The following is a 12,432-nucleotide window of genomic DNA, read 5'->3' as shown; positions in this document are numbered from 1 at the left end:
TCCCGGCCTATCACGGGGCCCTTCACAAACCCAGCGCCGTCAGCCGCCCGGTCAACGGCGCCGGGTCGTCCAGTTCCAGCCGCACCGGCAGGGCCAGCACCTTGGGCCGGAAGCTGCGCGGCAGCCGCGCCGCGTCCTTTTCCGTCGTCACCAGTTGAGCGCCCAGCAGCCGCGATTCGGCCTCTAGCCGGGTCAGCAGTTGCGGGGTGAAGGGCTGGTGGTCATCCAGCGCCTCGGCCCTGGCGATCCGGGCGCCAAGGCCGCGCAGGGTGGCGAAGAATTTCTCGGGATGGCCGATGCCGGCGAATGCCAGCACGTCCTGGCCCTGCCAGTCCATGCCGGTCTGCAAGGGCGCAAGCCGCCCGGTCAGGTGCGGCAGGGTCAGGCGCCCCCCCCATCCGGCGCGGAACTGGGCCTGTGCGCCGGGCTCGCCGATCGAAAGCAGCAGGTCGGCGCGGGCCAGCCCGCGATCCACCGGTTCGCGCAGCGGCCCGGCGGGCAGGCAAAGCCCGTTGCCAAAGCCCTTGGCCGCATCGACCACGACCAGCGCAAGATCATGCGCGAGCGCCGGGTCCTGGAAACCGTCGTCAAGCAGGATCGCCCGCGCCCCCGCGCCAACTGCCGCCCTTGCGCCGGCCAGCCGGTCATCCGCGACCCAGACCGGCGCAAAGGCCGCCATCAGCAGCGGCTCGTCGCCCACCTCGGCCGCCTTGTGGCGGGCCTCGTCGACCCGCAGCGGACCCTTTTCCCGCCCGCCATAGCCGCGCGAGACGATATGGACCGCCATGCCGCGATCCTGCAAAAGCTGCGCCAGCATGATGGCGGTGGGGGTCTTGCCGGTGCCGCCCGCGTTCAGGTTGCCGATGCAGATCACCGGCACGCCCGGATTTATGCGCGGCCCGCGCGCCAGCCGGCGGGCGGTGGCGGCGGCGTAAATCGCGCCCAGAGGGGCCAGCAGGCGGGCCGTCACGCCGGGCGGCCGGAACCAGAAGGCGGGGGCGCGGCGGCTCATGGGGCTTCCTCCAATGCGGCGACGACGATTTCGGCGATGCGGGCCAGAACGGCGGCGCCGCCGGTGCTGACCGACCAGGCGACGCCGGCCAGCGCCGCTGCCTGGTCGGGCGCCGACAGATCGGCGACCGCGCTGCTCAGTTCTGCCGCATCCATGACCAGCCGCGCCGCAGAGGCGCCGTCCAGTTGCCCCCATTCGGCCCCATGCACCTGGGTTGCCGGCCCGTGGATGATGGCAGAGCCCAGGGCCGCCGGTTCGAAGGGATGGCGCGGGGCCAGGCCCGGCCCCGGCAGCAGCGTGCCGCCCAGGAAGCAGACCGGGGCCAGCCGATACCACAACCCCATTTCATGCGTGTCCTCGGCGATCAGCACGTGGTCGTCGGGCGAAGGGTCTTCGTCGTCCGACCGCAGGACCGCAGCCAGGCCAAGGGCTTCAAGCCCGGCCCGGATCTCGGGGACCGCCTGGTCGGGCAGGCCGGCCAGGATCAGCAGCGCGCGGTGATTGTGATGCAGGGCCGCCTGATGCGCGGCAAGGGCCGCCCTGGCCTCGGGCAGGGTGGGGCAGGCGGCCAGCCAGATATGGCGGCCGGCCAGGATCTGGGCCAGGGCGCGGCGCTCGGCCTCGTTGGCGGCAAGGGGCGGGCGGGTTTCGGTGATCGGGCCGGTCAGCTCGATCCGCTGGGGCGCCGCGCCCAGCCGGCGCGCGGTCGCCGCTGCCGCGGGGTCGGGCGCCAGGATGCGGGTGATCTTGTCCATCAGGCCGCGATCGACCGCCCCCCGCCATGAAGCGCGCCGATTATGCCCGGCCAGCCGCGCCTCGGCCAGGATGACGGGCAGGCGCTGCTCGGCCATCTCGGTGATCAATGCGGCCGGAAGCTGGTCGCCCAGGATCAGCGCCGCGCGTGGCCCAAGCGCCCGGATCAGGCTGCGCGTGCCTGCCGGATCGCCGGGCAGGGCCAGGGACACGGCGCGCAGCCCGGCAGGAAGCGCGTCTGGCGGCGGGGCCGCACCCAGGAAGGCAAAGCGCAGCCCCGGCCGGCGCGCCACCAGCGCCGTGACCAGCGCGCCCGCCTGGGGCGGCTCTTCGCCGCGCTCGGACAGATGCAGCAGGATCAGCGGGCCGTCGCCGGGCGGCGCGGCCACCGGCCCGACCGGCCCGCCGGCCAGCGCCGCGGCGCGGCGCAGATGCAGCCAAAGCGCCAGGGATGCGGTCGGGCCCGAGGGGCGCATCGCCTGCGCGCGCCTAGCTGCCCAGTTCCTCGGTCGGGCTGACCTCGCGTTCTTCGTCGCGCAGCCGGTGCAGGTGGGCGATGAAATAGCGGGTATGGGCGCTGTCCACGGTGCGCTGCGCCTCGGCCTTCCAGGCGGCATGGGCCTGGGCATAGTTCGGGAAGATGCCGACGATATGGATGTCCTTGGTGTCGCGGAACTCGGTTCGGGTGGGGTCGATGAGTTCGCCGCCGAAAACAAGGTGAAGGCGCTGTGCCATCGGGTTCTCCTGGGGTTCGGATTCCGGCGCGACCCTAGCCGAGCCGGGCCGGTGAACCAAGACGGTTTGTTTAAAAACCCGGCTGGTTGGCGTTTGCGGCGCGGCGGCAGCCGGGGTAAGGAAGGGTGCCGGCAGGGGGGGGACATGTCGGAGGGCCCGAACGTGGTGGTAAGGGCCTTGCGATGGCAGGAACAGGCGAACCGGTGCGCCTTGCCGTTCCCTTCTTTGCGGATCGCGGGCGGCCGTCCCAGGATGGCCTGCCTGCGGTCTCGCATGCGCAGCCGTCACGCCGCGCCGGCCGCGCTTGGGCGATAATGGGCTGCTGGCAAGGCGCGGATGTTTCGCGCCATGGCCGGCCCTGGTCTTGCGATGATGGTGCGGGCGGCGGGACTTGAACCCGCACGGGCTTGCGCCCCAGGGAGTTTAAGTCCCATGCGTCTACCATTCCGCCACGCCCGCGCCGGAAATTGGCTAGCTGGCGGGCGGGGGAATGGCAAGTCCTAGAAGCTGCGCGTCGGGCGGTCGAAGACCTTGCGCCCCATCAACGAGCCGACAAGATCGACCATTAGCCGCGCGGTGCGCCCGCGTTCGTCCAGGAACGGGTTCAGCTCGACCAGATCCAGCGAGGTCATCAGCCCCGAATCGTGCAATAGCTCGCAGACCAGATGCGCCTCGCGGAATGTCGCGCCGCCGGGCACGGTGGTGCCGACGGCGGGCGCGATCGAGGGGTCCAGGAAGTCCACGTCCAGCGACACGTGCAGCAGCCCGTCATGCGCGCGCACGCGGTCCAGGAATTCGCGCAGCGGCGCGACGACGCCGCGTTCGTCCAGCACGCGCATGTCGTTGACCACGATGTCGGTTTCGCGCAGGGCGGCAAGTTCGGCCCCGTCCACGCTGCGAATGCCGAACATGCAGATGTTGCGGGCTGGGATCGGCGCGGGAAAGGGCGGAAAGGGATCGAAGCCCGGCCGCCCTGCCGCATAGGCCAGGGGCGTGCCGTGCAGATTGCCGGACTGGGTGGTCTGGACGGTGTGGAAATCGCTATGCGCGTCCAGCCACAGCACGAATTGCGGCCGGCCGAGCGCATGGGCATGGGCCGCCGCCGCGGCCAGGCTGCCAAGCGCCAGCGCATGATCGCCGCCCAGAAAGATCGGCATGCCCTGTTCCATGGCCGAGATGCCGGCCGCCCGGATCGCCTCGGCCCAGGCGATGGTTTCGGGCAGGTGATGCACGGCGGGGTTGGCGCAGGTCTGGCCGCGGCCGGGGGCGGGGGACAGGTCGCCGCGGTCCTCGACGCCATGGCCCAGCTCGGCGAGGGTCGAGGCGAGCCCGGCCACGCGATAGGCGGCCGGGCCCATCAGGCAACCCGCCCGCCGCTGCCCCTCGTCCACGGGGGTGCCGATCAGGATGCAATGGGTCATGGGCGTTCCCTTCTTGTCGGTCGGTCTTGGACGATCATGCGGTGTTACGTCCCGAGGTTCCACCCGTCGCCAGCAAAAAGGGCCGCCCTTGCGGACGGCCCTGACCCGGGTCCAAAGGACCGTTCAGAAGCGGGTGGTGATGCCCAGCGTAAACAGCCGGCCATTCTCCCGATACGAAACATCCGTTTCCGGCTGTCCGTTGAAAAGGTTGTCGATGCCGACATTCAAGGTGGCCGTATCGTTCAAATCATAGGCAGCCGCCACGTTGACCAGATAATAGGCCTTGCTGTTCTGGCCCGCCGGAACCGAAGCCTGCTCCTCGTCGCCGACGACAAGGCCGTCTTCGACAACGTAGCCGGCTTGCTTCCCGACATAGACAACTTCGCCCGACAAGTTCAGGCGGTCATTGGCCTGCCAGTCCAGGCCCGTGGTGATGTTCCACTTGGGTGTCGTGGCCATCGGATAGGCGGTGTCGAAGTCACCATACTTGAACTCGGACTTGGCGATATAGGTGCCCGAGGTGGTCCAGGTCAGGTCGTCCATGACCCGATAATCCAGACCGAACTCGATCCCGGCGGTCTTGCCGTAATCGAAGTTGTCCCGCTGGAACAGGGCCGGCTCGTCGCCCACCGCGGGGCGGATGCGGCGGGCGCTGATCATGTCCTCGACGTCGTTATAGAAGGCGGTGACTTCCCAGCTGCTGCGATCGCCCTGATAGTTTAGTCCGATCTCGTAGTTGTCAGAGGTTTCCGGCTGAAGATCGGGGTTGCCGACAATGGTGCAGGGGCCTTGGTAGGGTTTGCAACCGTTGCCGCGGGAGCCCATTTCGTAATTGGGATTCAGGTTGCGCAGGTCCGGCGCAACAAAAGCTTGGGAATAGCCACCTTTCAGCATCAGCCCGTTGCCGAAATCGTAGTTGGCATAGATGCGCGGCGTGACATGGGTGCCGAAGCGTTCGTGATGGTCGACACGAAGGCCGGTGGTCAGGCTTAGCGCATCGGTGGCCTGAAGGCGGCCTTCGGCATAGATTGCGGCCGTATTGACCGAACCCTCGATCAACGCATCGGACGTTTGCGGATCGCTCAGCTTTTCATGCGCGATCAGACCGCCGATGGTATAGTCCAGTTGCCGGCCGGTCAGGCTGGTCTGCGAGGTATAGCGGCTTTCCAGGGTGGTCGTGTCATAGTCGATGGCGTCGTTCCAGACCTCGTCCGTCGAGTTCCATGACTCGTTGGCCGAGGTTTCGTAGCGCAGGTAGCTGGACAGGTGCCCTTGGCCCAACTGCCATTCGTTGGTCAGGCCGAGGCTTTTCTTGGTCACTTCGTTGGCGTCATGCGCGCCGGCATCGCCAAGGTAGTCGTCGACGGAGGCTTGTGCTTCGGCACCCCATTCCATCCCGTCCCGCGGGATCCACGTCAGCCGCGCGCCTAGTGTTTTCGTGCGGGTGCCGTTGGAAGCATAAAGCGGAGTAATCACGTCTCCACGGCCCACGGAATACCCATAGGGCGCTTCCGGTGCCTCGATTTCCGCCAGCTTGGCCCAGGCCGACAGGTTGAGGTTTCCGCCCAGCGGACCAGAAACATAGCCCGAGATCGACCGGCTGTCGGCGGTGCTGTTTTCATCGGCAAAGGCGAAATCGGTGGTCAGAGAGCCCGACCACGTGTCGGTCGCCTTCTTGGTGATGATATTGATGACACCCCCCATGGCGTCCGAACCGTAAAGGGTGGACATGGGGCCGCGCACGACCTCGATTCGCTCGATCGCATCCAAAGGAACGATTTGCAGATCGCCCTGGTAATGGCGCGCAAAGGTGTTGCGGCTGCTAACCCGCTTGCCGTCGATCAGCGTCAGGGTGCGGTTCGAGGAAAGGCCGCGGAACGACACCTGCGAATTGCCGTCATTGCCGCGGGTCAAGTTGAGACCCGGAACCGTCCGCAGCACGTCTTGAAGATGGCGCGCACCTTTGGCCTGAATATCGCTTTGATCGATCACGGTAATAGAGGCGGGGGCGTCCTGGACAGAGGTCGCGATGGACGACGCCGAAGTGACGATGACGGTGTCAAGCTCGACCACGTCGGCGCCCTCTTGCGCCAAGGCCAGCGCCGGGGTGCAAAGCGCCGTCAGCGACAGCAGCGCGGCGCGAAGGTTGCGGCCGCGGCGCGCGCCGGCATGGTGGGGGGCGGGAAAGGACGGCATCGTCACCTCGCGATACAGGAAGGGATTTTTGCCTGGGCCGAAAGGACGAAAGGGCATCGCCGCGACCTGGGTAGCTGCCGGCGATTAACCAGCCGGCCGCCGGTGGCTCAAGGGATCATTTCCCGTGCCGGCCCACCTGTGGCGGCAATGCCACAGGCCCGTCCGACCCGCCAGGGGCGGCTATCAGTCGCGAATCCCCTGGAACCGCTGTTGCCATTCGTCGCGGCTTTCGTCGCTGATCTTGGCGAACAGCACCTCGGGCACGGTAAAGCCATGGCCGGGGGGCAGCGCCGCCAGGGCGGTGCGCACGTCCTGCGGCCAGGCGCGGTCCTGGGTCCGCATCGCATCCAGCATCGCATCCGCCGCAAAGGGGATGAAGGGCGCCGACAGCACCGCGTAAAGCCGGATCAGGTTCAGGCCCAGACGCACCTGCATCGCCGCCTTGTCGGGGTCGGTCTTGAAGGTGGACCAGGGCGCCGCCGCTTGCAGGTATTCGTTGCCCAGGACCCAGATCGCGCGCAGCTCGGCGGCCGATTTGCGGATCTCGACATGATCCATGAAGGCTTCATAGGCGCGGATGCGGGTGGTCAGCGCCTCGACCAGCGCCTCTTCCTCGGCGCCGTAGCTGCCGCCCTGGGGGATGGTTTCGCCGAATTTCGACCGGCAGAACTTGGTGATGCGGCTGACGAAATTGCCCAGAACATCGGCCAGGTCCTTGTTCACCGATTGCTGGAAATTCTCCCAGGTGAATTCGCTGTCGCCGGATTCGGGGGCGTGGGACAGCAGCCACCAGCGCCAGTAATCGGCGGGCAGGATCGACAGCGCCTGGTCCATGAACACGCCGCGCCCCTGGCTGGTCGAGAACTGGCCGCCGTCATAGGTCAGGTAGTTGAAGCTTTTGATGTAATCGACCAGCTTCCACGGCTCGCCCGAGCCAAGGATCGTGGCCGGAAAGGACAGGGTGTGGAAGGGCACGTTGTCCTTGCCCATGAACTGGGTATAGGTCACGTCCTCTGCCCCCTCGTCCAGCCGCCACCAGCGCCGCCAGGCGCTGTCGGGCAGGCCGGCCTTGTCGGCGCCCTCGGCGGTGGCGGCGATATATTCGATGGGGGCGTCGAACCAGACGTAGAAGACCTTGCCCTCCATCCCCGGCCAGGGCTTGTCGCCTTTCTTGACCGGGATGCCCCAGTCCAGGTCGCGGGTGATGCCGCGGTCCTGCAAGCCGTCGCCGTCATTGAGCCATTTCCTGGCGATCGAGGTGGTCAGGATCGGCCAGTCGGTCTTGCTGTCGATCCAGGCGGCGATCCGGTCCCTGAGCGCGCGCTGGCGCAGGTAAAGATGCTTGGTTGCCCGCACCTCCAGGTTGGTCGAGCCGGAAATGGCGCTGCGCGGCTCGATCAGGTCGGTCGGGTCAAGCTGCTTGGTGCAATTCTCGCATTGATCGCCGCGCGCCTTGTCATAGCCGCAATTGGGGCAGGTGCCTTCGATATAGCGGTCGGGCAGGAAGCGGCCGTCGTCGATGGAATAGACCTGCTTTTCCTCGACCTCGGTGATCCAGCCGTTCGCGTCCAGTTGGCCGGCGAAATGCTGGGTCAGGACATGGTTGCGTTCCGATGACGACCGCCCGAAATGGTCGAAGGACAGGCCGAAATTGCGTGCGATTTCCGCTTGGACGTCGTGCATCTGGGCGCAATAGACGGCGATGGGCTTGCCGGCCTTGGCGGCGGCCAGTTCGGCCGGGGTGCCGTGTTCGTCGGTGGCACAGATGAACATCACCTCGTGGCCGCGCTGGCGCAGATATCGGGCGTAAAGGTCCGCAGGAAGCTGCGAGCCGACAAGATTGCCGAGATGCTTGATCCCGTTGATATAGGGGATCGCCGAGGTGATGAGATGCCGCGCCATGATCGGCTCCTGTTGGGTTGCTGGCGTTTCTTTATCCAGCATGGAGGGCGAAGGCCAGCACCTCGGGCATTCGGCCCCGATCAGCCGCGCGTCCCAGGGCCGGGCAGTCATAAAACCGTCATCCTGCTTGCCAGGGCCGGGGCGGCGGGCAATGCTTGCGGCATGCTTCAAGACCGTATCCTTCAGCCCGCCTTTACCCTGGCCCTGATCCTTGGCGCGACGCTGCTGTTTCTTGGCGTCGATCTGGCGCTGAATGATTCGGTCGCCTCGGTCTTCGACGAAGGCCATGCGGTCGAACTGATGTCGCCGGTGCTGCTGTTTGCTGGCATCCTGCTGTGGTGCGGCTGCGGATGCGGGGAAAGCGACCGCCGGCAATGGCATGTCCCGCTGGTCCTGGCCCTGCTGGCGTTGCGGGAATTCGATCTGGACAAGCGGCTGACCTCGGAAGGGGTGCTGCAACTGCGGCTATATTCCGGCCCGGCACCGGCCTGGGAAAAGGCGGTGGGGCTGGCGGTGGTGGCGCTGATCCTGCTTTGCGCCTGGCGGCTTGCGACCGTGACCGCGCCCTGCTGGTGGCGGGGGCTGCGCCAGGGCCGGCCGGCCTGCTGGCTGGCCGGCGGATCGGTGCTGTTGATCGTCCTGGCCAAGACGCTGGACGGGCTGGGACGCAAGCTGGCGGCGCTGGGAATCGCGGCCGATCCGCGCCTTGTGACCGTGACCGGCCGGATCGAGGAACTGCTGGAACTGGCGGCCTATGTGATGCTGGTGCAGGCGCTGGTCTATACGGCCCGCCGAGGGCGCGGCGGTTGGCCGGTCAGCGTGCCGCCGCCTGCTGGGCCAGCGCCTTTCGGATCACCGCGGCCACACCGGCGCTAAGCGGCAACCGACCGTCCAGGATGTCGCCGACAGAAACCCAGCGGGCGTCCAGCGCGTCGTCGGCCGCCACCGGATCGCCCGCCACATGCTCGCACAGGACCGCGGCAAGCAGGAAATGGAACCGCAGCGCGCCGTCTGCGCCGCGCTCGATCACGTCGATATTGTCCAGATAGGCGCGGGGCAGGGCGGTCACGCCGGTTTCCTCGGCCAGTTCGCGGGCGGCGGCGTCCAGCGCCGTCTCTCCGGGTTCGACATGGCCGCCGGGAAAGCCCCAAAGCCCGGCATCGGGCGGGTTGCGGCGGCGCACCAGCAGCGCGCGCGCCGCATCGCCGCAGCCGTCCAGCGTGACGGCCAGCGCGGCGAGCCGGGGGAAATCGGGCATCTCAGCGACGGCGGTCGCGGCGCGAGCTCATCGGCTGGAAGGCCACGCCGACATGCGCCTCGCAATAGGGCTTGCCCGGCACCGAGGGCAGGCCGCAGAACCAGAACTTGTCGGTCGCCGGGTCGCCGATCGGCCATTTGCAGGTGCGTTCGGTCAGTTCCATCAGCGTCAGCTTGCGGGCGCGCTTTTCCACCTCGCGGACCGAGGCCAGCGCCTCGGGGCTGATCTCGTTGGCCGAGGGCTGCGGCGGCAGCGGCTGGCCGGCCGGCACGATGGGCCGGCGGTTGAAGCTGACGGGCTGCGGCGGCGCGGGCTCGGCCGCGGGCTGTTCGGGCGCGGGGGCCGCGGCCGCCGGCTTGGGCTCGGGCGCGGGCTTCGGCTCGGGCGCCGGGGCGGGCCGGGGTTCTGGCGCCGGCGCCGGCGCCGGTGCCGGGGACGGCGGGACGGGCTTGGCGGCGGGTTCGGGCGCGGGCTCGGCGGCGCCTTCTTCGGTCCGGTTGGACAGGCCCAGGCGGTGGACCTTGCCAATCACCGCGTTGCGGGTCACGCCGCCCAGCTCCTTGGCGATCTGGCTGGCCGACTGGCCTTCGGCCCACATGCGTTTCAACGTCTCGACGCGCTCGTCGGTCCAGGACATGGCTTGCCTTTCCTGCACCGGCGTGCAACCCGGTGCCTTCGTGCTAGTGGCTTCAATTCCGCAAGACCCGGCCTTAAATCCGGGGATAGCCAGACTTACCCATCCGAGCCCGCAAATTCAAGGAGCCCCGATGCAGCCGATCTCGAACCGTCCCGGATTCCGCCAGATGGGCGTGCGCCGCTTTGGCAAGGTGAACTGGCTGGGCCTTTACACGCTGAGCCGGCGCGAGATCATGCGGTTCATGAGCGTCTGGCAGCAGACCATCTTTGCGCCGCTGATGACTTCGGCGCTGTTCGTGATCGTCTTTGCGCTGGCGCTGGGGCGCAGCCGGAGCGAGGTGATGGGCCTGCCCTATCTGGCCTTTCTGGGCCCCGGCATCCTGATGATGACGGTGATCCAGAACGCGTTTGCCAACACCTCCTCCAGCATCATCTCGGCCAAGATGCAGGGCAATATCGTCGACACGCTGATGCCGCCCCTGTCGCCGGCCGAAATCATGGCCGGCTATCTGATCGGCGCGGTGGCGCGGGCGCTGATCGTGGCCGCGGCCATCGCGCTTGGCATGGCGCTAGTGATCGGGCAGGGGCTGGCGCATCCGCTTTGGGCGCTGGGATTCGTGGTGCTGGGCGCGCTTTTGATGGGCGGGCTGGGGCTGCTGGCCGGGATCGTGGCGCAGAAATTCGACCAGATGGCCGCGATCACCAATTTCATCGTGACGCCGCTGTCGTTCCTGTCGGGCACATTCTATTCGGTCGAGGCGCTGCCCGGTCCGTTCCGCATGCTGGCGCATTGGAACCCGATCTTCTATCTGATCGACGGCGCGCGCTATGGTTTTGCCGGGGTTTCGGATGCGCCGGCGCTGCGCGGGCTGCTGGTCTGCGGCCTGGCCGTGGCGCTGGTCCTGTTCACCGCCTGGCGCTGGCTGGCCACCGGCTATCGCATGAAAGCCTGAAAACTGCGTTGCACGGGGGCCGCTTCCGCGCTATGCGAACGGCATGATCGTTCGGACCGCCCATATCGCCCGTTCCCGACGTTGACGCCTTCGACGTCCGATCCCCCGTGCCTTTCCACCTTTTCGTCAGCCATGGTGCCGCCAAGCGGCCGTTCCCAGAGAGGGTAACTCCATGATTCCGCATGTCCTGCCGACCTATAACCGCGCGCCCATCGCCTTTGAGCGGGGCGAGGGCACCTGGGCCATCGCGACGGACGGGACGCGATACCTGGACCTGGGCGCGGGCATCGCCGTGAATGCGCTGGGTCACGCGAACCCCGACCTGGTCGCCACGCTGACCGAACAGGCCAAGCGGATCTGGCATGTCTCGAACCTGTATCAGATCCCCGAACAGGAAAGGCTGGCGGACCTTCTGGTCGAGCACACCTTCGCCGATACCGTATTCATCACCAATTCCGGCACCGAGGCGGCGGAACTGGCGATCAAGATGGTGCGCAAGTATTGGAGCGAGCAGGGCGATCCCGACCGCTACGAGATCCTGACCTTCGAGGGCGCCTTTCACGGCCGCTCGACCGGCGCCATCGCGGCGGCGGGGTCGGAAAAGATGGTCAAGGGCTTCGGCCCGCTGATGCCCGGTTTCCGCCAACTGCCCTGGGGCGACATGGCGGCGCTGAAGGCGGCGATTTCCGACCGCACCGCCGCCGTCATGCTGGAGCCGGTGCAGGGCGAAGGCGGCATCCGCCCGCTGCCCGATGCCGACCTGGCCGCGATCCGCGCGCTTTGCGACCAGACCGGCGCGCTTCTGGTGCTGGACGAGGTGCAATCGGGCATGGGCCGCACCGGCAGGCTGTTTGCGCATGAATATGCCGGCATCACCCCCGACATCATGATGATCGCCAAGGGTATCGGCAGCGGCTTCCCGCTGGGCGCGGTGGTCGCGACGGAAAAGGCGGCCGCGGCCATGGCGGCGGGCACGCATGGCTCGACCTATGGCGGCAACCCCTTGGCCTGCGCGGTGGGCGCCAAGGTGATGGAGATCATCGCCCGGCCCGAATTCCTGGCCGAGGTGAACCGCAAGGCCGCGCTGCTGCGCCAGAAGCTGGAGGGGCTGGTCGCAGCCCATCCCCAGGTGTTCGAAAGCGTGCGCGGCCAGGGGCTGATGCTGGGCCTGAAATGCAAGGTCGCGCCGGGCGAACTGGTCAATGCCGGCTACGGCGAGCATATCCTGACCGTGGCCGCGGCCGACAATACCCTGCGCCTGCTGCCGCCGCTGACCATCGGCGACGACGAGATAGCCGAGGCCGTCGCCCGGCTGGACCGCGCTGCCGGACGGCTGGATGGGTAAGCCGGGCTTGCGGCCGGTGGCGCGTGCGGCCCTGCCCCTGCCGGCAGGCTGGCCGCCCCTGCCCAGGCCGCAGCCGATCTGCGCCCAGGATGTCCTGGAACACGCGGGTTCGCGCCGCCAGGAACCGCGCATTGCCGAAGATGGAACGCTGGCGCCGGCGATGACCCGCCACCGATGAGGCTGTCTGTTTTTCCGCCGCTGCGCGCGGGGCGTTTGGTCTT

At 67.8% G+C, this 12,432-nt stretch carries 12 protein-coding genes and 1 tRNA gene; 4 read left to right on the top strand and 9 right to left on the bottom strand.

All coding sequences use genetic code 11. From position 1 onward, the window contains the following. Positions 1-22 precede the first annotated feature (22 nt). The 7 genes from lpxK to metG form a co-directional block, all read right to left on the bottom strand. Positions 23-1,012 carry a tetraacyldisaccharide 4'-kinase gene (gene lpxK / locus F3H32_RS10450; RefSeq protein ID WP_149765803.1) on the bottom strand — a complete coding sequence of 330 codons (990 nt, stop codon included), beginning with the start codon at positions 1,010-1,012 and terminating at the stop codon, positions 23-25. Next, positions 1,009-2,241 (bottom strand): glycosyltransferase N-terminal domain-containing protein, encoded by a 1,233-nt coding sequence (locus tag F3H32_RS10445; RefSeq protein WP_149765802.1) that lies wholly within the window; start codon positions 2,239-2,241, stop codon positions 1,009-1,011. Before F3H32_RS10445 ends, lpxK begins: the two co-directional genes overlap by 4 nt. Positions 2,242-2,254: 13 nt before the next feature. After that, a complete protein-coding gene (locus tag F3H32_RS10440; protein ID WP_115757011.1) occupies positions 2,255-2,500 on the bottom strand; it encodes a DUF4170 domain-containing protein in 246 nt (81 codons plus the stop codon). Between the two features lie 373 nt (positions 2,501-2,873). Further along, positions 2,874-2,959 (bottom strand) — tRNA-Leu (locus F3H32_RS10435). Between the two features lie 41 nt (positions 2,960-3,000). Beyond that, on the bottom strand, positions 3,001-3,921 hold the full coding sequence (rocF, locus tag F3H32_RS10430; protein WP_149765801.1) for an arginase: 921 nt from the start codon (positions 3,919-3,921) through the stop codon (positions 3,001-3,003). Positions 3,922-4,044: 123 nt separating this feature from the next. Continuing rightward, a complete protein-coding gene (locus F3H32_RS10425) occupies positions 4,045-5,994 on the bottom strand; it encodes a TonB-dependent receptor plug domain-containing protein (RefSeq protein ID WP_223191414.1) in 1,950 nt (649 codons plus the stop codon). A 306-nt stretch (positions 5,995-6,300) separates the two neighbouring features. Further along, the gene (metG, locus tag F3H32_RS10420; RefSeq protein WP_149765799.1) at positions 6,301-8,019 is read right to left on the bottom strand and encodes a methionine--tRNA ligase; all 1,719 of its coding nucleotides are present in this window, start codon (positions 8,017-8,019) and stop codon (positions 6,301-6,303) included. Positions 8,020-8,181: 162 nt separating this feature from the next. Between metG and F3H32_RS10415 the strand changes: the two genes are divergently transcribed. Next, positions 8,182-8,895 carry a hypothetical protein gene (locus F3H32_RS10415; protein ID WP_149765798.1) on the top strand — a complete coding sequence of 238 codons (714 nt, stop codon included), beginning with the start codon at positions 8,182-8,184 and terminating at the stop codon, positions 8,893-8,895. Here the strand turns inward: F3H32_RS10415 and F3H32_RS10410 are convergent. Together F3H32_RS10410 and F3H32_RS10405 are read right to left on the bottom strand one after the other, a co-directional pair. Continuing rightward, complete coding sequence (locus tag F3H32_RS10410) at positions 8,834-9,277, bottom strand: NUDIX hydrolase (RefSeq protein WP_149765797.1); 444 nt, start codon at positions 9,275-9,277, stop codon at positions 8,834-8,836. The genes F3H32_RS10415 and F3H32_RS10410 overlap by 62 nt on opposite strands. A 1-nt stretch (position 9,278) precedes the next feature. Then, the gene (locus tag F3H32_RS10405; RefSeq protein ID WP_149765796.1) at positions 9,279-9,914 is read right to left on the bottom strand and encodes a GcrA family cell cycle regulator; all 636 of its coding nucleotides are present in this window, start codon (positions 9,912-9,914) and stop codon (positions 9,279-9,281) included. A gap of 130 nt (positions 9,915-10,044) precedes the next feature. On the opposite strand from F3H32_RS10405, the gene F3H32_RS10400 reads away from it, so the two are divergent. The 3 genes from F3H32_RS10400 (at position 10,045) to F3H32_RS10390 (ending at position 12,389) form a co-directional block, all read left to right on the top strand. Continuing rightward, positions 10,045-10,866 (top strand): ABC transporter permease, encoded by an 822-nt coding sequence (locus tag F3H32_RS10400; RefSeq protein ID WP_149765795.1) that lies wholly within the window; start codon positions 10,045-10,047, stop codon positions 10,864-10,866. A 172-nt stretch (positions 10,867-11,038) separates the two neighbouring features. Then, positions 11,039-12,211, top strand: coding sequence for an aspartate aminotransferase family protein (locus F3H32_RS10395; protein ID WP_149765794.1), 1,173 nt, complete (start codon positions 11,039-11,041; stop codon positions 12,209-12,211). Beyond that, positions 12,204-12,389, top strand: a complete 186-nt coding sequence (locus tag F3H32_RS10390) for a hypothetical protein (protein WP_149765793.1) — start codon at positions 12,204-12,206, stop codon at positions 12,387-12,389. Before F3H32_RS10395 ends, F3H32_RS10390 begins: the two co-directional genes overlap by 8 nt. Positions 12,390-12,432: the final 43 nt, after the last annotated feature.

This window comes from Paracoccus thiocyanatus (assembly GCF_900156255.1).
In the GTDB taxonomy this organism is placed as follows: domain Bacteria; phylum Pseudomonadota; class Alphaproteobacteria; order Rhodobacterales; family Rhodobacteraceae; genus Paracoccus; species Paracoccus thiocyanatus.
This window is presented reverse-complemented; position numbering and strand designations above follow the sequence as displayed.

Excerpts from the sequence above, each read along its gene's own strand:
- lpxK (WP_149765803.1), bottom strand. The coding sequence starts at position 1,012 with ATGAGCCGCCGCGCCCCCGCCTTCTGGTTCCGGCCGCCCGGCGTGACG.
- F3H32_RS10445 (WP_149765802.1), bottom strand. The coding sequence starts at position 2,241 with ATGCGCCCCTCGGGCCCGACCGCATCCCTGGCGCTTTGGCTGCATCTG.
- F3H32_RS10440 (WP_115757011.1), bottom strand. The coding sequence starts at position 2,500 with ATGGCACAGCGCCTTCACCTTGTTTTCGGCGGCGAACTCATCGACCCC.
- rocF (WP_149765801.1), bottom strand. The coding sequence starts at position 3,921 with ATGACCCATTGCATCCTGATCGGCACCCCCGTGGACGAGGGGCAGCGG.
- metG (WP_149765799.1), bottom strand. The coding sequence starts at position 8,019 with ATGGCGCGGCATCTCATCACCTCGGCGATCCCCTATATCAACGGGATC.
- F3H32_RS10415 (WP_149765798.1), top strand. The coding sequence starts at position 8,182 with ATGCTTCAAGACCGTATCCTTCAGCCCGCCTTTACCCTGGCCCTGATC.
- F3H32_RS10410 (WP_149765797.1), bottom strand. The coding sequence starts at position 9,277 with ATGCCCGATTTCCCCCGGCTCGCCGCGCTGGCCGTCACGCTGGACGGC.
- F3H32_RS10405 (WP_149765796.1), bottom strand. The coding sequence starts at position 9,914 with ATGTCCTGGACCGACGAGCGCGTCGAGACGTTGAAACGCATGTGGGCC.
- F3H32_RS10400 (WP_149765795.1), top strand. The coding sequence starts at position 10,045 with ATGCAGCCGATCTCGAACCGTCCCGGATTCCGCCAGATGGGCGTGCGC.
- F3H32_RS10395 (WP_149765794.1), top strand. The coding sequence starts at position 11,039 with ATGATTCCGCATGTCCTGCCGACCTATAACCGCGCGCCCATCGCCTTT.
- F3H32_RS10390 (WP_149765793.1), top strand. The coding sequence starts at position 12,204 with ATGGGTAAGCCGGGCTTGCGGCCGGTGGCGCGTGCGGCCCTGCCCCTG.